Origin of the sequence: Vibrio sp. VGrn 2 (assembly GCF_009361695.1) — a bacterium.
Taxonomy (GTDB): Bacteria; Pseudomonadota; Gammaproteobacteria; order Enterobacterales; family Vibrionaceae; genus Vibrio; species Vibrio diabolicus.
In genome coordinates this window covers 14,411-35,601 of the sequence record NZ_RBWD01000003.1, presented here as the reverse complement: position 1 = coordinate 35,601, position 21,191 = coordinate 14,411, and the positions used below count along the sequence as shown (strand labels likewise).

Annotated in this window: 18 protein-coding genes and 2 pseudogenes; 5 read left to right on the top strand and 15 right to left on the bottom strand. The window is 45.3% G+C overall.

The genetic code is table 11. The features are described from left to right. Positions 1-6: 6 nt before the first annotated feature. Together iscR and trmJ are read right to left on the bottom strand one after the other, a co-directional pair. Positions 7-513, bottom strand: coding sequence for a Fe-S cluster assembly transcriptional regulator IscR (iscR, locus tag D8S93_RS06620; protein ID WP_005381720.1), 507 nt, complete (start codon positions 511-513; stop codon positions 7-9). Positions 514-638: 125 nt separating this feature from the next. Then, on the bottom strand, positions 639-1,358 hold the full coding sequence (gene trmJ / locus D8S93_RS06615) for a tRNA (cytosine(32)/uridine(32)-2'-O)-methyltransferase TrmJ (RefSeq protein WP_124008553.1): 720 nt from the start codon (positions 1,356-1,358) through the stop codon (positions 639-641). A 231-nt stretch (positions 1,359-1,589) separates the two neighbouring features. On the opposite strand from trmJ, the gene suhB reads away from it, so the two are divergent. Continuing rightward, positions 1,590-2,393: an inositol-1-monophosphatase gene (suhB, locus tag D8S93_RS06610; RefSeq protein ID WP_047010191.1), complete on the top strand. Its 804-nt coding sequence runs from the start codon at positions 1,590-1,592 to the stop codon at positions 2,391-2,393. 210 nt (positions 2,394-2,603) lie between these two features. On the opposite strand, the gene secF is transcribed toward suhB, so the two are convergent. The 6 genes from secF to D8S93_RS06580 form a co-directional block, all read right to left on the bottom strand. Further along, on the bottom strand, positions 2,604-3,551 hold the full coding sequence (gene secF, locus D8S93_RS06605) for a protein translocase subunit SecF (RefSeq protein WP_005391572.1): 948 nt from the start codon (positions 3,549-3,551) through the stop codon (positions 2,604-2,606). A gap of 14 nt (positions 3,552-3,565) precedes the next feature. After that, on the bottom strand, positions 3,566-5,422 hold the full coding sequence (gene secD / locus D8S93_RS06600) for a protein translocase subunit SecD (RefSeq protein ID WP_006741889.1): 1,857 nt from the start codon (positions 5,420-5,422) through the stop codon (positions 3,566-3,568). A gap of 21 nt (positions 5,423-5,443) precedes the next feature. Continuing rightward, entirely contained in the window at positions 5,444-5,773 is a 330-nt protein-coding gene (yajC, locus tag D8S93_RS06595) for a preprotein translocase subunit YajC (RefSeq protein ID WP_005381725.1), read from the bottom strand. 166 nt (positions 5,774-5,939) lie between these two features. Continuing rightward, a complete protein-coding gene (tgt, locus tag D8S93_RS06590) occupies positions 5,940-7,088 on the bottom strand; it encodes a tRNA guanosine(34) transglycosylase Tgt (RefSeq protein WP_005391577.1) in 1,149 nt (382 codons plus the stop codon). A gap of 150 nt (positions 7,089-7,238) precedes the next feature. Next, positions 7,239-8,291, bottom strand: a complete 1,053-nt coding sequence (gene queA / locus D8S93_RS06585; RefSeq protein WP_152812553.1) for a tRNA preQ1(34) S-adenosylmethionine ribosyltransferase-isomerase QueA — start codon at positions 8,289-8,291, stop codon at positions 7,239-7,241. Between the two features lie 270 nt (positions 8,292-8,561). Next, entirely contained in the window at positions 8,562-9,728 is a 1,167-nt protein-coding gene (locus D8S93_RS06580) for a S1 family peptidase (protein ID WP_152812550.1), read from the bottom strand. Between the two features lie 323 nt (positions 9,729-10,051). Between D8S93_RS06580 and D8S93_RS06570 the strand changes: the two genes are divergently transcribed. Beyond that, entirely contained in the window at positions 10,052-10,501 is a 450-nt protein-coding gene (locus tag D8S93_RS06570) for a CBS domain-containing protein (RefSeq protein ID WP_005391583.1), read from the top strand. Between the two features lie 124 nt (positions 10,502-10,625). Here the strand turns inward: D8S93_RS06570 and aceA are convergent, their stop codons facing one another. The 3 genes from aceA to D8S93_RS06555 form a co-directional block, all read right to left on the bottom strand. Beyond that, positions 10,626-11,939, bottom strand: coding sequence for an isocitrate lyase (aceA, locus tag D8S93_RS06565; protein WP_005381733.1), 1,314 nt, complete (start codon positions 11,937-11,939; stop codon positions 10,626-10,628). A 120-nt stretch (positions 11,940-12,059) separates the two neighbouring features. Next, positions 12,060-13,688, bottom strand: coding sequence for a malate synthase A (aceB, locus tag D8S93_RS06560; protein WP_193621587.1), 1,629 nt, complete (start codon positions 13,686-13,688; stop codon positions 12,060-12,062). A gap of 606 nt (positions 13,689-14,294) precedes the next feature. Next, positions 14,295-15,200 (bottom strand): hydrogen peroxide-inducible genes activator, encoded by a 906-nt coding sequence (locus D8S93_RS06555; RefSeq protein WP_005383681.1) that lies wholly within the window; start codon positions 15,198-15,200, stop codon positions 14,295-14,297. Between the two features lie 199 nt (positions 15,201-15,399). Between D8S93_RS06555 and D8S93_RS06550 the strand changes: the two genes are divergently transcribed. The 3 genes from D8S93_RS06550 (at position 15,400) to ppk2 (ending at position 17,885) form a co-directional block, all read left to right on the top strand. Beyond that, positions 15,400-16,011: a peroxiredoxin C gene (locus D8S93_RS06550; protein WP_005381738.1), complete on the top strand. Its 612-nt coding sequence runs from the start codon at positions 15,400-15,402 to the stop codon at positions 16,009-16,011. Positions 16,012-16,294: 283 nt separating this feature from the next. Beyond that, positions 16,295-17,038 (top strand): copper homeostasis protein CutC, encoded by a 744-nt coding sequence (locus D8S93_RS06545; protein ID WP_413743273.1) that lies wholly within the window; start codon positions 16,295-16,297, stop codon positions 17,036-17,038. 70 nt (positions 17,039-17,108) lie between these two features. Continuing rightward, entirely contained in the window at positions 17,109-17,885 is a 777-nt protein-coding gene (ppk2, locus tag D8S93_RS06540) for a polyphosphate kinase 2 (protein ID WP_152812544.1), read from the top strand. A gap of 62 nt (positions 17,886-17,947) precedes the next feature. Here the strand turns inward: ppk2 and phoU are convergent, their stop codons facing one another. From phoU to D8S93_RS25410, 4 genes and pseudogenes are all read right to left on the bottom strand, one after another. After that, positions 17,948-18,646, bottom strand: coding sequence for a phosphate signaling complex protein PhoU (gene phoU, locus D8S93_RS06535; protein WP_005381744.1), 699 nt, complete (start codon positions 18,644-18,646; stop codon positions 17,948-17,950). Positions 18,647-18,676: 30 nt separating this feature from the next. Next, positions 18,677-19,495 carry a phosphate ABC transporter ATP-binding protein PstB gene (gene pstB, locus D8S93_RS06530; protein WP_005381745.1) on the bottom strand — a complete coding sequence of 273 codons (819 nt, stop codon included), beginning with the start codon at positions 19,493-19,495 and terminating at the stop codon, positions 18,677-18,679. Between the two features lie 2 nt (positions 19,496-19,497). Next, positions 19,498-20,874, bottom strand: a pseudogene (gene pstA / locus D8S93_RS06525) (phosphate ABC transporter permease PstA); the annotation flags it as partial. 65 nt (positions 20,875-20,939) lie between these two features. After that, positions 20,940-21,171, bottom strand: a pseudogene (locus D8S93_RS25410) (phosphate ABC transporter, permease protein PstA); the annotation flags it as partial. Positions 21,172-21,191: the final 20 nt, after the last annotated feature.

Genomic DNA, 21,191 nt, shown 5'->3' with positions numbered 1-21,191 from the left:
TGACCGCTAAGAGCGGACGTTTACACCGATGGGCGCGGCGGTTGTATTTTTGTTTGATAGCCCATGGGTTACCGCCAGATCAATGTCCTGACGATCAGAAATTTCGAGGACTTCATTGTCTGTCATCAACTCACCAAGAGTGATGTTATTCAAGAAGTCACTAATGCGAGAGCTTAAGTCGCGCCATAGCGTGTGAGTAAGGCAACGTGTTCCGCCTTGGCAATCTCCTTTGCCCTGGCATTTGGTTGCATCGACTGACTCATCAACGGCTGCAATCACGGTACCAATAGCGATACTGTGTGCGTCGGCACCAAGTCGGTAACCACCACCAGGACCACGAACGCTGGCAACGAGACCTGCTTTACGCAATTTTGAAAATAGCTGCTCTAAGTAAGAGAGCGAGATCCCCTGACGCTCTGAGATGTCAGCAAGAGGTACAGGGTTTTGTTGCGAATGCAGTGCCACATCCAGCATGGCTGTCACCGCATATCTTCCTTTAGATGTAAGTTTCATACCACACCGTATCCACATGGTTTGTAATGGTTAAGATTTTTCCATACCTGAGTAATTTGGTCAAGTATTTATTTGACCATTTTACTCAGGTATTCATCCTTACACCTAAAGTGGTTATTCTTTACTCAGAGCTTCTTTTCTATCGAGGTCAAAATGCCGCGTAGAATATTGAGCTCCTGGGTTTCAGGCCGAGCACGAGAGAACAAGCGACGCAATTTATTCATCACCTGCCCTGGTTGCTCTTTATTGATAAACTGGGTCTCAACCATCACCTTTTCAAGATGCTCGAAGAACATTTCGAGCTCTCTATGACGTGGGTACTCTTCCGGCTCATTTGGGGCAAACTGGCTTTGCTCTAAGTTCAAATGCGCAACTCGTACTTCGTAACTCAGAGTTTGTACAGCCATCGCTAGGTTAAGCGAGCTATATTCAGGGTTAGCAGGAATGCAAACATGGTAGTGACACCTTTGCAGCTCTTCGTTTGTTAGACCAGTTCTTTCACGACCAAACACGAGCGCGACAGGATGTTTTCTACCCTCAACCGCAAATTTCTCACCACATTCACGTGGCTCAAGCATTGGCCATTCTAATGTACGAGAGCGAGCACTGGAGCCCACCACAAGGCTGCAATCTTCAACCGCTTCTTCTAGTGTACTGACAACCTTTGCATTTTGAGCAATATCACCAGCACCCGCAGCCAAAGCAAGAGTTTGTTCATCCACTTCACATTGTGGATCGACTAATACTAGTTGGCTTAAACCCATCACTTTCATAGCTCGAGCTGCTGAGCCAATATTGCCTGAATGAGAGGTACCTACGAGTACAATTTTTACTTGATCCAACATCTGTGTTTGCTACCTAAATTAAAACCGCAGAATGTTACCATAGTTTTTTAACACACCCTAGGGCGAAGCAGGCCTCTCTTCTCATTCTTGGTCGTTGTTCTCGTTCGCCTCAAGCTAAATACAATAAAACCACTGACTTTAGAACAAAAAATAACCACTTCCCTTTTTACTGATCTCTGGTATACTCGCCGCCGCTTTCATTTGTTCTTTAACATCCGTTGGGAAATTCGTATGCATCCAATGCTAAACATTGCTATTCGCGCTGCGCGAAAGGCAGGCAATCATATTGCTAAATCATTAGAAAACACTGATAAAGTAGAATCTACTCTTAAAGGCACTAATGACTTTGTCACTAATGTAGATAAAGAAGCAGAATACATCATCATCGATACTATCAAGCAGTCTTACCCTGAGCACTGTATCGTTGCTGAAGAACAAGGTCTTATCGAAGGTAAAGATAAAGACGTACAATGGATCATCGACCCACTGGATGGCACCACTAACTTTGTAAAAGGTTACCCAACTTTCGCGGTTTCTATCGCAGTTCGTATCAAAGGCAAAACTGAAGTTGCTTGTGTTTACGATCCAATGCAAAACGAGCTATTCACTGCACAACGTGGTGCAGGCGCTCAACTAAACAGTGCGCGTATCCGTGTTGCTCAACTAAAAGACCTTCAAGGTACTGTTCTAGCTACTGGTTTCCCATTCAAACAGAAACAACACGCTGAGTCTTACATCAAGATCGTTGGTGCGCTATTCACTGAATGTGCTGATTTCCGTCGTAGCGGCTCTGCTGCTCTTGACCTATGTTACGTGGCTGCTGGCCGTGTTGATGGTTACTTCGAGCTAGGTCTAAAACCTTGGGATATGGCAGCAGGTGAGCTTATTGCTCGTGAAGCTGGCGCAATCCTAACTGACTTTGCTGGCGGCACTGAGTACATGAAGTCTGGTAACATTGTTGCTTCAAGCGCTCGTGGCGTAAAATCTATCCTTAAGCACATCCGCGAAAACGGTAACAGCGCGATCCTTAAGTAAGATTTGAAAGTCGTATTTAGCCCGTCACGCTGATGACTTTAGAAAGCCCCACTCAATGAGCGGGGCTTTCTTGTATCTACTGAACCGTATCTACTTAGCGGCAATGTAAGGCTCTTCATACCGTGGGGTTCTGCAAGCACACAACTCGATTCAGATACAAAAAAAACCGCTGATTGCTCAGCGGTTTTTGTTTTCGATTCTCAACCTGCCTTATGGCATTTCGTCGAACTCTGCGCCTTCTTTTTCTACTTGAGGTGGCATCAAGTGCTCTTTCTGGATACCCAGTTTTAGAGCCAGTGCTGATGCTACGTAGATAGAAGAGTAAGTACCTACAGTGATACCGAGTAAAAGTGCGGTTGCAAAGCCGTGAATCATCGCACCCCCCTGCATGAACAGTGCAATTACCACGAACAACGTCGTACCAGATGTAATCAGTGTACGGCTCAACGTTTGGGTGATTGAAGCGTCCATGATATCGGCTGGCTCACCTTTACGCATCTTGCGGAAGTTTTCACGGATACGGTCAAACACAACGATGGTATCGTTGAGCGAGTAACCGACTACCGTTAATAGTGCTGCGACGATGGTTAGGTCAACTTCTATTTGTAGGAATGAGAAAACACCTAACGTGATAATGATATCGTGAGCCAATGCCATAACCGCACCAGCCGCTAGACGCCATTCAAATCGCATCGAGACATAAAGCAGGATACAGATCAGCGACACGAGGATCGCTAGACCGCCAGCTTCTGTTAGCTCATCACCAACGTTAGGACCTACGAATTCAATACGACGCATTTCTACGCTTTCGCCAGTACCATCTTTGATAGCACCAATGATTTGGTTGCCCAGCGTTTCACCAGAAACGTCATCACGTGGACGAAGACGAACCATTACTTCACGAGCACTACCGAAGTTTTGTACTGTCGCATCACCAAAACCTTTCGCATCTAGAGCGGTTCGGATTTTTTCAAGGTTCGCAGGTTTTTCAAAGCCAACTTCAATTAGCGTACCGCCAGTGAAGTCTAGGCCCCAATTTAGCCACTTAGTTGACAAAGTGAAGATAGAAGCAGCAATCATAAAGATTGAAAAAACGAATGCTACTTTCGACCAACGCATAAAGCCGATCGTCTTCTCTGCTTTTAGAATTTGAAACATATTAATTCCCAGCCTTAGATCGACAATTTATCAACGCGTTTGCCACCGTAAATCAGGTTCACGATACAACGTGTACCAATAATGGCGGTGAACATTGAAGTTAAGATACCGATAGATAGAGTAACCGCGAAACCTTTCACTGCACCAGTACCGACTGCAAATAGGATAATTGCAGTAATCAGTGTCGTGATGTTCGCATCGGCAATCGTACTGAATGCATTCGCGTAACCTTGGTGAATAGCTTGTTGTGGACTACGCCCATCACGAAGCTCTTCACGGATACGCTCGAAGATCAGTACGTTCGCATCAACCGCCATACCGACCGTTAACACGATACCGGCAATCCCCGGAAGCGTCATGGTAGCGCCTGGAATCATCGACATAACACCAATGATCAACACTAAGTTAGCCATTAGAGCGATGTTGGCAATCAAGCCAAAGCCACGGTAGTAAAGCAGCGTAAACAGCATTACGGCAACCATACCCCAGATACACGCTTGGATACCCATATCGATGTTTTGCTGGCCCATTGATGGACCAATAGTACGCTCTTCAACGATAGAGATAGGTGCGATCAGTGCACCAGCACGTAATAGAAGTGCAAGGTTGTGCGCTTCAGCTGCGGAGTCTATACCCGTGATACGGAAGTTACGTCCAAGAGCCGATTGAATCGTCGCTTGGTTGATGACTTCTTCATGCTTATCTAGGATGACTTTGCCTTCAGGCGTACGACGACCACTGTCTTTGTACTCAGCAAACACGGTAGCCATTAGCTTACCGATGTTCTTCTTAGAGAACGCTGACATCTTGTTACCACCTTCGCTGTCTAGCGAGATGTTAACTTGTGGACGACCGTATTCATCGACACTTGAGCTTGCATCCGTAATGCTTTGACCACCAAGAATAACACGCTTCTTAAGCACAACCGGACGACCGTCTCGGTCCATTTTGATTTCACTGCCTGCTGGCGCACGACCATTTGCCGCCGCTGATAGGTCAGCTTTATCGTCAACTTCACGGAATTCTAGCGTTGCAGTCGCACCTAGAATCTCTTTTGCACGAGCAGTATCTTGAACACCAGGAAGCTCAACAACAATTCGACTTGCACCTTGACGTTGAACGAGAGGCTCTGCAACACCTAGCTCGTTTACACGGTTACGTAAAATCGTAATGTTTTGCTCAACAGCGTAGTTACGGATCTCTTGTAAACGTTGCTCGGTAAAGGTCGCAGTAAGAGCGTAACGGCCATTTGAATCAGATTCGACAAAGAGCATGTCCGGGTGATTCTTTTCTAGCATTGCTTTCGCTTCTGCTAATTGCTCTTCGTTACGTAGCAGAACCTCTACCGCTTCTTTGCCAGAAGGGCGGATAGCACGATAACGAATTTTTGCCTCACGAAGTTCGCTACGGAAAGCTTCTTCTTGCTGACCAACGAGCTTTTCCATCGCAGCGTCCATGTCTACTTCCATTAAGAAGTGGACACCACCACGAAGGTCAAGACCCAGCTTTAATGGTGACGCGCCAATCGCTTCTAGCCAATCGGGTGTAGAAGGAGCAAGGTTAAGTGCAACAATTGTGTCTTTGCCAAGCGCTTCGCTGATGACATCACGAGCACTGATTTGCGTGTCAGTGTCGTTAAAACGAACAAGAATTGATCCATTTTCGAGAGCAATGGATTTATGAGAGAGTTGCTCTTTATCAAGAGCAGTAGTGACAGCATCCAGCGTTGACATATCTACAGAGGCGCCACGCGCCCCTGTAACTTGAATAGCCGGATCTTCACCGTAGATATTTGGAAGTGCGTATAACGCAGCGGTGATGATGGCAAAAAATACCATCAAGTACTTCCATAATGGATAACGGTTTAGCACAGCGAGGATCCTTTAGCTGTTTTATAGAGACTTAAGCGTACCTTTTGGCAACACTGCAGTGATGAAGTCTTTCTTGATTACCACTTCATTGTTCGCGTTAAGCTCGATTGAAATGTAGTCATTGTCTTCAGCAATCTTAGTGATTTTACCCACTAGGCCACCGCTAGTTAGAACTTCGTCGCCTTTGCCCATAGAAGCCATTAGGTTCTTGTGCTCTTTTACACGTTTCGCTTGTGGGCGGTAAATCATGAAGTAAAAGATCACTGCGAACATGCCAAGCATGATTAGCATTTCAAAACCACCGCCTGCTGGCGCGCCTTCTGCTGCTGCGTGAGCCTGAGAAATAAACATTAAAACATCCTCATTATATTTTATTGATAATCCAACAAGTTGGGCTTTCGCATTTTAGATTCAAGTCTGAGAGTAACTAATAGCGATCACTCTCTCAAAAATAACGTGCGTTAGCCTACTTTATTAGCAAAAGCCTCTGGCGACATGCCAAAGGCTTTAATTCTTTTTAGTCCGTCAATGACTGTTCTTTTGCTAGTGGTGGCACTTCACGGCCACGACGCTCATAGAACTCAGTAACAAACTCATCAAAACGATCTTCATCAATCGCTTTACGAATACTTTCCATCAGACGCTGGTAGTAGCGTAGGTTGTGGATCGTATTCAGACGAGCACCTAGAATTTCATTACAACGCTCTAAGTGATGAAGGTACGATTTACTGTAGTTTTGACAAGTGTAACAGTCACAGTGCGGATCCAACGGGGTTGTATCCGTTTTATGTTTCGCATTACGGATCTTGATCACACCACCAGTCACAAACAGGTGACCATTACGCGCGTTACGCGTTGGCATTACACAGTCAAACATGTCGATACCGCGGCGAACACCTTCAACCAAGTCTTCTGGTTTACCCACGCCCATTAGGTAGCGAGGCTTGTCTTCTGGAAGCTGCGGACAAGTGTGCTCAAGAATACGGTGCATGTCTTCTTTAGGCTCGCCTACTGCCAAGCCACCAACCGCGTAACCGTCAAAACCGATTTCCGTTAGACCTTTTACCGACACATCACGTAGATCTTCGTAAACACCACCTTGAACAATACCAAACAGGTTGTTCGGGTTTTCTAGCTTCTCGAAGTGATCACGTGAGCGCTGTGCCCAACGTAGTGACATTTCCATCGATTTCTTCGCTTCATCGTGTGTCGCTGGGTATGGCGTACACTCATCAAAAATCATGACGATGTCAGAACCTAGGTCTTTTTGAATTTCCATCGACTTTTCTGCGTCCATGAAAATCTTGTCACCATTAACTGGGTTACGGAAGTGCACACCCTCTTCGGTAATAGTACGCATCTTGCCAAGGCTGAATACTTGGAAGCCGCCTGAATCAGTAAGAATAGGACCGTGCCAGTTCATAAAATCATGCAAGTCGCCGTGCATTTTCATGACTTCTTGACCTGGACGCAGCCAAAGGTGGAACGTGTTACCTAGTAAGATTTCTGCGCCCGTACCTTTCACTTCTTCTGGCGTCATGCCTTTAACCGTACCGTAAGTACCAACTGGCATAAACGCTGGGGTTTGAACAGTGCCACGTTCGAAAGTCAGTTGACCACGACGCGCATTGCCGTTTTTCTTCTTAAGATCGAATTTTAATTTCACGATGCCTCCGGGTGTCAGAGAAACAGTCTGACTGAGTGTTTAGGGCTCTACCCTACTTTAAGGAGCGGTCGCTTTTCCTTGCGAGAGATAAAGCAGAGGTTCTGCTCTATTTCCTAGCTTACTGCTAGCACTCGTAAATCTTATTTTTTACTAAATCGTTTTCTTCTTGATGAACATTGAATCACCATATGAGAAAAAGCGATATTTGTTTTCTACCGCATGCTTGTAAGCATTCATGGTGTTCTCATAACCTGCAAATGCACTCACCAACATGATCAGTGTGGATTCTGGCAGGTGGAAATTGGTAATCAAGCAATCCACAAGCTGATATTCGTAGCCAGGGAAAATAAAGATTTCTGTATCACCAAAGAATGGGACCAACTCAGTCCCTTTTTTCAATGCGTCTTGCGCTGCGCTTTCAAGTGAGCGTACCGATGTAGTACCAACAGCAATAATTCGTCCACCTCGCGCTTTCGTCGCTTTAATTGCTTCGACGACTTCTTGCGGTACTTCTACGTACTCAGCGTGCATATGGTGATCGTTGATGTTTTCTACTTTTACTGGCTGGAATGTACCTGCCCCAACGTGCAAAGTGACGTAAGCAAACTCTGCGCCTTTCGCTTTGATTTTCTCTAGTAGAACATCATCAAAATGAAGACCCGCTGTCGGCGCCGCTACTGCGCCTGGCTTCTGGTTATATACGGTTTGGTAACGCTCTTTATCTGCATCTTCATCTGGGCGGTCAATGTAAGGAGGAAGTGGCATGTGGCCGATTTCTTCCAAAATTTCTAATACCGTCTTATCAGCGTTAAATTTCAGTTCAAATAGAGCGTCATGACGCGCCACCATTTCTGCTGAGTATTCATCATTCTCGCCAACAATGATGGTTGTACCTGGTTTTGGAGATTTAGAGCAGCGAACGTGTGCGAGGATGCTTTTCTCGTCAAGCATGCGCTCCACCAGCACCTCTAGCTTACCACCCGACTCTTTACGACCAAAAAGACGAGCAGGTATAACACGAGTATTATTAAACACCACGAGATCACCGGGTTTAACTTGGCCCAATACATCAGTAAATGTGCCATCAATTAGCTCTCCGGTATTGCCGTCCATTTGTAATAGTCGGCTAGCGGTACGCTCTGGCTGAGGGTAACGAGCGATAAGTTCATCTGGAAGGTCGAAATGGAAATCTGATACTTGCATGTTACTTGTCTTATATATTGGTCAAATCACGTCTAGGACGACGATAAAATTGCGACGAGTTTTTCGCAGCAGACTAGTATATGTTTACATGCTGCAATAGCAAGCAAATCCCCAGAATATCACTGTAAAAGCCATGATGAAGAGTGTAATAAAACGTGAAAAACCGCGATCACTTGGCATTATTTTTCAGTTTAAGTCGAAAGAAATGGAACATTAAAAAGCAAAGCAGCGCATAACGCTGCTTACTCGTTTGGTATTCAAATAGCCCTATCAAACCTCACGCCTTCGCCACCACGCCAAGGGTACGAATAGACCCAATAGCCACAGACCCAAACTGCCACCATCATCATCTGACCCTTTGAAATCACAGTTATTAGTTGCGATACCGTCGTGACACTCTTTATCTCCGCCGACTTCGTTATTAGCCTCTTTAATAAAGTTCGGTGCAATGATGTAGCTACTTGGTGGCACATCGGCAGTAATGTAAGACTGTACCCAGTCGTAATATTGGCTCACCTTGGTGTAGAAACTTGGAATCGTCAAAGAGCCACAAGTCGGAAGAATGAGAGGTCCACCGCTAACAATACCAATCTGTTTTCCCGTCGCCACATCGACCAGCGGCCCCCCACTGTCACCTTTACATGCAGAGTTGCCATATTGGGTGTGGCTATCCGGCTCTAATACTCGGTTTTTCGTTGGTAGCGTACAAATTTTGGTTTGGTTTTCTCTTGAGTCGATGATCCCCGGAAAACTGCTGCCAGTTTCTAAACGCTCATAACATTTGTCGATGGGTAAAAATGTACTAATGGTGGTTTTGAGCGTATTGGAAGGTTCAGAAGCATCCGGCTGAGTGGTCCCCCACCCAAACACTTGCACATTTTCGACACGTTGATTGGTCAGGTAATTATCGTTCCAATCCGCAGCCAACCGCGCTTCGATACTCTCCATGTCGGCTTTGTTTGCTAAATCAGCAAAGCTTGCGTTTGCCACTGGGCGCGTGAGATACAGCAACGCGATGTCTGAGTCTAAACCGGTTTGGATAGGTTTCACGTTACCATTACTGTCGGTCTCAGCTTTTGAAATCCGCGTGTAATCAGGGTGAACCACAACGTGAGACACCGGATAGAAGTTATCAAGCCCTGCTGAATTAAGTTCATGCACATTCGCATTCACCGACAACTCGCCCGGCGGGGTCACATAGTAGCTTGCTTCGTTCGTTCCCTGCCCCATTACCACGCAGTGTGCCGCAGTCAACACCCACTGCTCCGTCAGCATGGTGCCGCCACACAGTGGGAACTCTGCCATATTACTTGCTCGTAAAGTAACGCGGTCAACAGAGTCGGTTAGTTCATCTCCTAACACAATCGCCTGTGCTGATTGCACACTGAATGCCGCCACTGCCAGCGCAATGAGTTTGTTACACGTTGTTCTTTTCATTTAGGTTGCTGTCTTCAATTTGGTAAGCCTGAGCGTATCTTCTTCGAGAGACGAATCTTGGAAAATCCAGCGAATAAAAATGTGCGATTCAATTCATTGGATTACCTTGGCGGTCCATTCAATATCAACCCAAAATGCCAACTGACTCGCACACAAACCGACTTATTCAAATTAATAAAAACGTCGATAAGACACAGATTACGCAGACAAAAAGAAGCGCAAGTGTATTGTGCTATTTAATTGATGAAAAACGAGTTAGCTCCCAGATATACAGAAAAATATTCTCTATATTTAAGAGAAGGACAATGCCGCTGGAGGTCTCTATGATCAAGGTTGAAGACATGATGACTCGTAATCCTCATACCTTACTGCGCACGCACACCTTGCGTGATGCAAAAAGCATGATGGATGCGCTTGATATTCGACATATTCCGGTTGTTGATGCCAATAACCACTTACAAGGCTTGGTGACTCAACGCGACATTCTTGCTGCTCAAGAATCGAGCTTGCACCCAGATGAGGCTGAACAATCTTTTACTCTAGATACACCGCTCTACGAAATGATGCACACCAACATCATGACGGCCGAACCCATCGCGGGGCTTAAAGAGAGCGCTATCTATATGCAAAAGCACAAAGTTGGCTGTTTACCTGTTGTCACCAAGGGTCGATTGGTAGGCATCATTACTGACAGTGACTTTGTGACCATTGCGATTAACTTACTGGAACTGCAAGAAGAAGTGGAACCCGAAGAAATCGAGCCAGAAGAATAATACGCAAACGCGTTATCTTGGGTGTAAATTTCGTTTCTTAAACGTTTTAAACGAAAAAAGAGCGGCAGGGTTGCCGCTCAAAATGCCATTACTGACGCTGATTAAGGAAGTGTTTCTCTGCCAATTAGAATTGGTCTTCTTCGGTCGAACCTGTCAATGCGGTCACTGAAGAGTTACCACCTTGGATAGTATTGGTCATTCTATCGAAGTAACCTGTACCTACTTCTTGTTGGTGTGCAACAAATGTATAGCCTTTTTCTGCCGCCTGGAATTCAGGACGCTGAACTTTCTCAACATAATGACGCATACCTTCACCTTGAGCATAAGCGTGTGCCAGTTCGAACATGTTGAACCACATATTGTGAATGCCTGCTAGCGTGATGAATTGGTACTTGTAGCCCATGTCTGCAAGCTCTTGTTGGAACTTAGCAATGGTTTCTGCATCTAGGTTTTTCTCCCAGTTGAATGAAGGCGAGCAGTTGTACGCCAACAATTGATCTGGGTATTCAGCGTGAATTGCTTCTGCAAACTTACGTGCTTCTTCCAAACATGGCGTAGCCGTTTCACACCAAATCAAATCTGCATATGGTGCGTAAGCCAGGCCACGAGAAATCGCTTGGTCGATACCAGCGCGAACGCGGTAGAAACCTTCTTGAGTGCGCTCACCTTCGATAAAATCTTTATCATATGGGTCGCAATCTGAAGTAATGAGATCCGCCGCATTCGCATCAGTACGAGCAATAACTAATGTTGTTGTTCCCGCTACGTCAGCAGCCAAACGAGCTGCAACGAGCTTTTGTACCGCTTCTTGCGTAGGAACTAATACCTTACCACCCATATGGCCACACTTTTTCACCGATGCTAACTGGTCTTCAAAGTGAACGCCCGCGGCACCGGCTTCGATCATCGATTTCATTAGTTCGTAAGCGTTAAGCACACCACCAAAGCCCGCTTCAGCATCCGCTACGATAGGTAGGAAGTAATCAATACCACCTTCATCTTCAGGCGTCTTACCAGCAGCCCACTGAATTTGGTCTGCACGACGGAATGAGTTGTTGATACGCTTTACTACTGACGGTACAGAATCTACTGGGTAAAGAGATTGGTCAGGATACATCGTCGAAGCGGTGTTGTTGTCCGCCGCTACCTGCCAACCAGATAGGTAAATCGCTTCAATACCAGCTTTAGCTTGTTGAACAGCTTGGCCGCCAGTTAACGCACCAAGACAGTTTACGTAACCTTTTTTCGCGCTACCGTTGACCAGTGACCAAAGTTTGTCTGCACCACGTTGTGCAATTGTGTTAGCTGGTACCATAGAGCCACGCAGTTCCACCACTTCCTCAGCAGTGTATGTACGCTTTACATTTTTCCAGCGTGGGTTAGTTGCCCAGTCTTTTTCCAGAGCTTCAATTTGTTGGCGGCGAGTTAAGTTAGTCATTGGTCTATCCCTCTTTATAATTTGCACTTTATGCGTGTGCGTTGAGTTTCCGTTCTCAGGCAGTACTTCCCTATCTGCCTTGAAAATCCTTCACGTTATTGGTGTTACAGTTATTCTTTATTAATCCAGGTAGTCATAACCAGGAACTGTTAAAAAGTTGGTCAGCTCATCGCTCGTAGTGAGCCTTGCCATCAAGTCTGCCGCTTCTTCAAATCGACCCGCTTGGTAGCGCTGCTCGCCAATTTCGTGTTTCACGACTTCAATCTCTTCTTTTAGATAGAGCTCGAACAGCTCTTTAGTGACCTTTAACCCGTTGTCTAGCGACTTGCCGTGTTGAATCCATTGCCAGATCGAAGCTCGGGAGATTTCTGCCGTTGCTGCGTCTTCCATCAGTCCGTAAATCGGCACACAACCGTTGCCAGAGATCCAAGCTTCGATGTATTGCAGCGCAACGCGAATATTGTGGCGCATTCCGCCTTCAGTGCGCTCGCCTTCACAAGGCTCAAGCAGTTCAGCTGCTGTAATAGGCGCATCCCCTGCACGGCTCACATCCAACTGGTTGGTGCGTTCACCCAGCACAGCACTAAAGACTTCCATAGCAGTGTCAGCCAAACCTGGATGAGCCACCCAAGTACCGTCATGACCGTTGTTAGCTTCTAACGATTTGTCAGTCTGAATCTTGTCTAATACTTTTTGATTCTCTTTCGGGTCTTTAGCTGGGATAAATGCGGCCATTCCTCCCATCGCGAAAGCACCTCGTTTATGACAAGTACGCACCAATAATCGCGAGTAAGCGTTCAAGAATGGCTTGTCCATAGTGACCACTTGGCGATCTGGCAGTACGCGTTCAGGGTGCTTCTTCAAGGTTTTGATGTAGCTAAAGATGTAATCCCAGCGACCACAGTTCAAACCAACGATGTGTTCTTTAAGCGAGAACAGAATCTCATCCATTTCGAATACGGCTGGTAAAGTTTCAATCAGCACAGTCGCTTTGATGGTGCCTGTATCAAGACCGAAATAGTCTTCCGTGAAATGGAACACTTCGCTCCACCACTTCGCTTCGTGATGCGATTGCAGTTTTGGAATGTAGAAATAAGGGCCGCTGCCTTTTTGAAGTAACGCTTTGTAGTTGTTATAGAAATACAGAGCGAAATCGAATAGCGCACCTGGAATGATCTGACCGTGCCACGTAACGTGTTTTTCTTTTAAATGAAGGCCGCGAACACGGCAGATCAACACCGCTGGGTCATCTTCCAGCTGATAATGCTTGCCATTGCCAGGGTTGGTGTAACTGATGGTGCCATTCACGGCATCGCGTAAATTCACTTGCCCATCCAGCACTTTACTCCATGCTGGAGACATTGAATCTTCGAAGTCTGCCATAAACACTTTTACATTCGCATTCAGTGCGTTAATCACCATCTTGCGATCAGTTGGTCCGGTAATCTCCACACGGCGATCTTGCAGATCTTGTGGGATTCCTAAGATCTTCCAGCTTCCTTCACGGATGTCTTGTGTCTCTGGTAAAAAGTCTGGCAGCTCACCTGCATCAATACGCGCTTGCTTCTCTTCTCGTGCTTCCAGCAACTGCTCAACACGTCCGGCAAATTTTTCACACAGCAGAGATAAAAAGGTTTGGGCTTCAACAGGGAAAATTGCTTGATGTTCTGGAGCAACGACTCCATTCACCTCAAGCATGCCTTGGGTTTGCTTTAGTTGTTGTGTTTTTTGTTCTGTCTGAGCAAGCATAATCATTCATCCTTAACGTGCTTTATCCATCTTGGGCAGTCAGCGTAAAGCTACATTTGTAAGTTATGAACAACAAATTACATCCTTTAACTTTGTGTTCAACTCGTCTAGCCATGTCGATAGATTGCGTAATGTTATGTGTATTTTCAATCTAGACATAAGTCTTATCGGCCTTTAAATAAGCTATCTCAACAAAGGGTTTAACGAAACCCCCAAGATAAACAAAACAGAAAATTCGAAGTTTTATTCGGCAGGGTAAAAACCGCCTATCGAACACCTGTTTTTGTAAGTTATTACGTAATTAAATTACATTAATTTTAAGGTCGATTTATCATTTCAAACGAGTGTATGAATATAGACTGGTAAACAAACACCTTGTATTCACAAGGACTGGCAAGGTGGATTCAAACAAGGGTCAAACAAGACATACAAGGTTTTGTGTAAAATTAACATTGTGAAATTTCACTATTTTATGAAAGCTTCATCAAAGAAGAGCTGTAAAATTTTACAAGTCAAAGTTCACCAACAGAATAAAATACTAGAAAGCGCACTGTTTTCAGTGCGCTTTTAGATAAATAATGGAGATGTAGAGGCTAATACTAATAGCTAAAGCAGTTCGGAAACGACTTCTGCAAGCTGATTAAATGTTTTCGTTCTTGATGAACTCGGACGCCAAACTAAGCCAATTTCGCGATAGGCTTGCTTTCCTGGGGGATCGATCACGACTAAATTCTGGTTATGCAGCAGGCCGTGGTCGATAGCCATTTGAGGAATGAACGTTGTTCCCAAACCATTCGCAACCATTTGCACCAAAGTATGAAGGCTGGTTGCTGTAAACGGATTAATTTTTTCTTTATCTGTTAATTTACACGCTGATACCGCGTGTTCCGTTAAGCAATGCTCTTTCTCTAATAAAAAGACGGATTCGTCAGGTAAATCTGCGTAACGAATAGGTACAGGCACCGATTGGGCTTGATTCGCACTAATAACCATTCGAAACGGATCCTTACCCACCACTCGGCTTTCCATACCGTCAATTTCCACTGGCAACGCTAAAATGAGTACATCCAACTCACCGTGTCTAAGCGCTTGAAGTAAGTTTGTTGTCGTGTCTTCTCTCAATAAAAGATTCAGTTGTGGGAAACGGTAGTTAACCTCTTGCACCAAATCACACAGTAAAAACGGAGCAATTGTTGGTATGCATCCCACTTTTAGCTGGCCTTGCATATCGTCGCCTTGGCACATACGTCCAAGCTCGACCAAATCTTGCCCTTTTGCTAACAGCTCTCGCCCCTGCTTTACTACCATTTCTCCTGTTTGGGTAAAAACCAGTGGACTTTTCTTGTCTTTCTTTTCATATAATGGACAACCAATCAATTCCTCTAAGTTTTGAATACCTTTACTTAAAGTCGACTGACTGACAAAACAACGCTCTGCAGCGTCACTAAAATGTCTTGTTTCATGCAGTGTGACTAAGTAGTGCAACTGCTTCAAACTGGGCCATTTATTCATAATTGTATTTGTATCTACCGCCGTTCCAGTGATCGAGTTAAGAGTTTTGCTATTATCGTTTTTTTCGATTAACTCAATCTATTTATTTCGCTTTTTTCAATACTACAATCTGTACTATAGTTTGTCTCGTACAAACACGGACCAAACCGACACAACTGAATTCGGTTTGGAACTAACCATACTTTTTAGGAGCAAAAAAATGGTACTAGTAGGTCGTCAAGCCCCTGATTTTACTGCAGCAGCTGTTCTAGGTAACGGTGAAATCGTTGAAAACTTCAACTTTGCAGAGTTCACTAAAGGTAAGAAAGCAGTAGTATTCTTCTACCCACTAGATTTCACTTTCGTTTGCCCATCTGAGCTAATCGCATTCGACAACCGTCTAGCTGATTTCCAAGCTAAAGGTGTTGAAGTAATCGGTGTTTCTATCGATTCTCAGTTCTCTCACAACGCATGGCGTAACACTGCTATCGAAGATGGCGGTATCGGTCAAGTTAAGTACCCACTAGTTGCTGACGTTAAGCACGAAATCTGTAAAGCTTACGACGTTGAGCACCCAGAAGCAGGCGTTGCTTTCCGTGGTTCTTTCCTAATCGACGAAGAAGGCGTTGTACGTCACCAAGTAGTTAACGACCTACCTCTAGGCCGTAACATCGACGAAATGCTACGCATGGTTGACGCTCTTAACTTCCACCAGAAGCACGGCGAAGTATGTCCTGCACAATGGGAAGAAGGTAAAGCAGGTATGGACGCATCTCCAAAAGGTGTTGCAGCGTTCCTATCTGAGCACGCAGCTGACCTAGGCAAAAAATAATAGACCTTCACCCTAGCTCAACGGGTGTGATGGTTGGATGTATATAAAGCAAAAAGCTAATGCGGAAAACCGCAAACGCCAATCAGTCTAAGTAAAGTCCTATCAAAGCCCAGAGCAAATGCTCTGGGCTTTCTTTTACCTTCAGATAAACCGCCAAAATGAGGTAACGCTGCAGCGTAAACTTTACCTCTATTTCTCATGCCCTCCATACAGATTCTGCTTACTGGCCCTGTTAATATCTTAGCCACAACACTTATTTGTAACGTTAGCAGGATAAATGAACGTGGTTACTCACCTAGAAGTCTGTATCGATAATATTGAATCTCTGCACTACGCCATTGCTGGCGGCGCCACTCGGATTGAGCTTTGCTCCTCTTTGGCTTTAGGCGGACTAACACCCAGTTATGGCTTTATGCAGCAAGCGGCTAAGCTTTCTAGTGTTCCAGTTTATGCCATGATCCGCCCACGCCAAGGTGACTTCTTCTACAATGAAGAAGAGATCGAAATGATGCGGTGGGATATTGAAGCTGCTCACCAATCGGGCTTGGATGGTGTGGTTTTAGGTGTACTCACTCAAGAGGGGGATATTCACATGCCCTTTGCAACAGCACTGTGCGAATTCGCACAGGAATTAGGGCTGGGCATAACGTTCCATCGTGCTTTTGATCAATGTAGAAACGCTCAATCAGCATTGGAAGAGGTCATCAGTTTGGGCTGCGAACGCATTCTCACTTCAGGGCTCGCACCTTCTGCGCCAGCAGGCCAGAAAGTACTTAAATCTCTTGTTGAACAAGCCCAAGGACGCATTGCAATCATGGCGGGTGCTGGCGTTAATGCGAGTAACGTACGTGCATTAGTAGAAGACACTCAGGTTCCTGAAATCCATTTGTCAGGGAAAACGACTCGACCTAGTAAAATGAACTTTGTTGCTGAACAAAGCAAAATGGGCGCAACTGATGTCGATGATTTCTTAATCCCCATCACAAGTACACAAGCCATTACCGATGTCGTAGCAGCTCTCAAATAGACGACCGTAACCTCACACGCATAGCTTTTGAGTGCTAACATATTGTTTATCAAGGAGTGAGGAAAGGTGTATGTCTAAATTGAAGAAAAAGGAATACGAAAAGGAGCTCAAAAACCTTCAAGTTGAGCTCGTAAAACTTCAAGAGTGGGTCAAACACAAAGGGTTAAAAGTGGTGATTCTGTTTGAAGGCCGTGATGCTGCGGGCAAAGGCGGGGTGATTAAACGCATCACAGAAAAGCTAAACCCGCGTGTTTGTCGCGTGGTCGCTCTGCCTGCACCGACAGAAAAAGAAAAAACGCAATGGTACTTCCAACGTTACGTCGCTCATTTGCCATCTGCTGGTGAAATCGTTTTATTTGACCGAAGTTGGTATAACCGAGCAGGTGTCGAAAAAGTCATGGGGTTCTGTACTCCAGAGGAATACGAGGAGTTTTTACGCTCTTGCCCTGAATTCGAGAGAATGTTGCAACGCTCTGGGATTATTCTGATTAAGTATTGGTTTTCGGTTTCAGACGAAGAGCAGGAAAAACGTTTTCTAGGTCGAATTAATACGCCGATCAAACGTTGGAAATTCAGCCCAATGGATTTGGAGTCACGTCATCGCTGGGTCGAGTATTCTGAGGCAAAAGATAAAATGTTCGCTTACACAGATACGAAGAGCTGTCCTTGGTGGGTCGTGCCCTCTGACTCGAAAAAGAAAGCGCGCTTGAACTGTATCAGCCATTTACTTAGCCAGATTGATTACAAAGCGCTTGAGTACCCACCGATTGAATTACCTGATCTCAATAAAGAAGGTTATGTCAGAGCGCCCATTGATGATCAGACCTTCGTGCCCGATAAATATTGATGTACTTTCCCTCTCCCTAATAAATAGACCAGCCTAAAAGCTGGTCTATTTATTGAAATCAGTTACTTCAGTACGTCATCAATGCTTTGATCACCTAGATGGCGTACATCTTTCCCTTTCACGAAGTAAATAATGTATTCACAGATGTTCTGGCAACGGTCCCCCACGCGTTCAATCGCGCGTGCCGACCACATCACTTGCAGAATGTTGGGGATATTTTTTGGATCTTCCATCATGTAGGTCATCAACTGACGAATCACCGCTTCATACTCTGCGTCTAGTTTGTCATCTTGCTTGTGCACCTCTGCTGCCGCTTCTACATCCATGCGGGCAAACGCATCCAAAACCTGATGCAGCATATTAATTGCCTGACGGCAGAGAGGCTCTAACGACACTTGGAACTGTCGTTCTTTTGATGATGGGCTTTCAATGGCAACGTAAGCAATGCGTGTCGCCACGTCACCGATACGTTCTAAATCAGTGATCGTTTTGATGATAGCCATGATTAAGCGCAAGTCTTTTGCCGTTGGCTGACGCTTAGCAATAATGCGTGTGCAGGCGTCATCAATCGAGACTTCCATCGCATTCACTTTATGATCGTCACGCACAACCTTACGCGCCAGCTCGATATCTTCTTTATGCAAGGCTTGAATAGCATACGAAAGCTGCTGTTCTACCAAGCCACCCATGGTTAATACATGAGTACGAATCGATTCTAGCTCTACGTTAAATTGTCCTGAAATATGACGTCCAAAGTGCATGATGTTCCTTATTCCGTATAGAGTCGCGACTTAACCGTATCGACCCGTAATGTAATCTTCGGTCTGTTTCTTCATTGGCGAGGTGAAGATCGAGTCCGCGTCAGAGTATTCAATTAACTTACCCATATGAATGAATGCGGTGTGATCACTCACTCGCGCCGCTTGCTGCATGTTATGGGTAACGATAACGACAGTATATTGAGTCTTCAGCTCATTGATAAGCTCTTCAATAGTTAAAGTTGAGATTGGATCCAACGCTGATGTCGGCTCATCCAATAACAGGACTTCCGGCTCAATCGCCACCGCGCGCGCAATGACCAAGCGCTGTTGCTGACCACCAGATAAACCAAATGCGTTCTCATGCAAGCGGTCTTTTACCTCATCCCACAACGCCGCCGAGCGCAAGGATCGCTCCACTGCGTCATCTAAACTACGGCTGTTTTTTACACCTTGTAAGCGTAAGCCATAAACTACATTTTCATAAATAGACTTAGGAAATGGATTGGGTCTTTGAAACACCATCCCCACTCGGCGTCGAAGTGTCGCAACATCGACATTAGGATGATAAACATTTTTGCCATGTAGACGGACTTTACCTGTGACTCGACACCCTTCTACTAAGTCGTTCATGCGATTGATGCAACGTAATAACGTCGACTTTCCACACCCTGAAGGACCGATAAAAGCGGTGACTCGCCCTTTGGGAATTCGCATCGAAATATCATGCAGCGCCTGAGTTTGACCATAGAACAGATTAAGGTTCTCGATTGAGATTGCTGTTTGTTCATCCGTTAAATTATGAACGTCCAATGGTGGCTCATAACCTAATGTACTATCAAAATTAAACATACTTAATCTTGTCCTAACGTTCTGTATTTTTCTCGTAAATTATTGCGAATACTGATTGCTGTTAAGTTTAGCCCGACAATCACTGTCACGAGTAAGAAAGAGGTAGCATAAACTAATGGTCGCGCAGCTTCGATGTTGGAGGTTTGAAAGCCAACATCGTAAATGTGAAAACCTAAATGCATGAACTTTCTATCCAAATGCACATAAGGGAATTGCCCGTCAACCGGTAAACTGGATGCCAATTTCACGACCCCCACCAGCATCAGTGGCGCTACTTCGCCAGCTGCCCGCGCAATCGCAAGGATCAACCCTGTGATAATAGCTGGCGTCGCCATAGGCAAAACCACACGCCATAGTGTTTCGAACTGAGTTGCACCAAGTGCCAGAGAACCATGTCGTACTGAACTCGGAATACGAGTTAAACCTTCTTCTGTCGTCACAATCACAACCGGAAGCGTCAGCACGGCAAGAGTTAGTGCAGACCACAACAAACCCGGAGTACCAAAGGTTGGTGCCGGTAGCTTCTCCGCATAGAATACGTTGTCGATAGAGGCACCAATCGTATATACGAAGAAGCCTAAACCAAACACGCCATAAACAATCGATGGAACACCCGCTAGGTTTATAACCGCAATACGAATAACTCTGGTTAGAGCGTTATTCTTAGCATATTCATGCAGATAGATAGCTGCGATCACCCCAAGTGGCATCACAATGATCGACATGATAAGTACTAAGAAAACCGTACCAAATATCGCAGGGAACACGCCTCCCTCGGAGTTAGACTCTCTTGGATCTTCAGATAAAAACTTCCAAACCTGCTTCCCCCAGTGCATGACTTTATCAGGCAGTGACATTTGGTTTGGGTACCAGTAGTCCAAAATGTCTTCGAGCGGAATCGATACTTGTGAGCCCGTCATATCCTCGACAATCAGGGCATAGCCAGAAAGCTGTAATCGTAAGCCATCAAGCTGTAAATCTAACGTCGCCAGAGCTTTCTCTATCCGCTCTTTTTTCGTCTGGTTTTCCTTTAAGAAGCTTTCTGTCAGCGTATCATTCAACTCATGCTTGCGCTTTTCTAATCGCAACTGCTCTAGCTTCCAACCAAGCTCTTTAAGCTGATCGACCACCAAAGAATCAATCTCATGGCGCAGAGTTTCTGCATCATCCAGTTTTTTGTTCAAGACGGATTGAATATCGTTGGTGTATAAGTTGTCTCCATCCTGAAACGCCACCAGCTTACCAAAAAAGTAACCGCCACTACTGCGCTCGATCACTGCCCACTCTTTTGGCGTCGTGGGCTCATCCAACTGCATTTGCAATACGGAGATAAAATCGGCGGGATACAACTCTCGGTTGGCGATTTTGATACTGAGTCGCGTAGCAAAGTCTTCATCGTCTTCTAATTGCTGCGCCGCGCTTTCAGGCAGATAACTCTTCGGTACAAAGCTGCGTTCATACACTTGACCAATCAGAATAGTATTTTCATGTAGCACTTCGCCTTGTACAGGCGTCAATGCTGCAACATTCCAATGATACAAGGGAGCTGGCCAAAAGTAAGTCAGGCCTTTCCAGCCGATAAGGAGTAACAACCCTAATACCGACAACAAACTGATGCTGACTGCTCCGCCTGTTAGCCATATCCACGGTGCGCCAGAACGAATCCAATTTAACACGTCATTACTCGCTCTTTATT

Excerpts from the sequence above, each read along its gene's own strand:
- trmJ (WP_124008553.1), bottom strand. The coding sequence starts at position 1,358 with ATGTTGGATCAAGTAAAAATTGTACTCGTAGGTACCTCTCATTCAGGC.
- phoU (WP_005381744.1), bottom strand. The coding sequence starts at position 18,646 with ATGCACTTTGGACGTCATATTTCAGGACAATTTAACGTAGAGCTAGAA.
- yajC (WP_005381725.1), bottom strand. The coding sequence starts at position 5,773 with ATGTTTATTTCTCAGGCTCACGCAGCAGCAGAAGGCGCGCCAGCAGGC.
- queA (WP_152812553.1), bottom strand. The coding sequence starts at position 8,291 with ATGCAAGTATCAGATTTCCATTTCGACCTTCCAGATGAACTTATCGCT.
- aceB (WP_193621587.1), bottom strand. The coding sequence starts at position 13,688 with ATGCTTGCTCAGACAGAACAAAAAACACAACAACTAAAGCAAACCCAA.
- suhB (WP_047010191.1), top strand. The coding sequence starts at position 1,590 with ATGCATCCAATGCTAAACATTGCTATTCGCGCTGCGCGAAAGGCAGGC.
- D8S93_RS06580 (WP_152812550.1), bottom strand. The coding sequence starts at position 9,728 with ATGAAAAGAACAACGTGTAACAAACTCATTGCGCTGGCAGTGGCGGCA.
- iscR (WP_005381720.1), bottom strand. The coding sequence starts at position 513 with ATGAAACTTACATCTAAAGGAAGATATGCGGTGACAGCCATGCTGGAT.
- ppk2 (WP_152812544.1), top strand. The coding sequence starts at position 17,109 with ATGTCTAAATTGAAGAAAAAGGAATACGAAAAGGAGCTCAAAAACCTT.
- D8S93_RS06570 (WP_005391583.1), top strand. The coding sequence starts at position 10,052 with ATGATCAAGGTTGAAGACATGATGACTCGTAATCCTCATACCTTACTG.
- D8S93_RS06550 (WP_005381738.1), top strand. The coding sequence starts at position 15,400 with ATGGTACTAGTAGGTCGTCAAGCCCCTGATTTTACTGCAGCAGCTGTT.
- D8S93_RS06555 (WP_005383681.1), bottom strand. The coding sequence starts at position 15,200 with ATGAATAAATGGCCCAGTTTGAAGCAGTTGCACTACTTAGTCACACTG.
- pstB (WP_005381745.1), bottom strand. The coding sequence starts at position 19,495 with ATGTTTAATTTTGATAGTACATTAGGTTATGAGCCACCATTGGACGTT.
- aceA (WP_005381733.1), bottom strand. The coding sequence starts at position 11,939 with ATGACTAACTTAACTCGCCGCCAACAAATTGAAGCTCTGGAAAAAGAC.
- secF (WP_005391572.1), bottom strand. The coding sequence starts at position 3,551 with ATGTTTCAAATTCTAAAAGCAGAGAAGACGATCGGCTTTATGCGTTGG.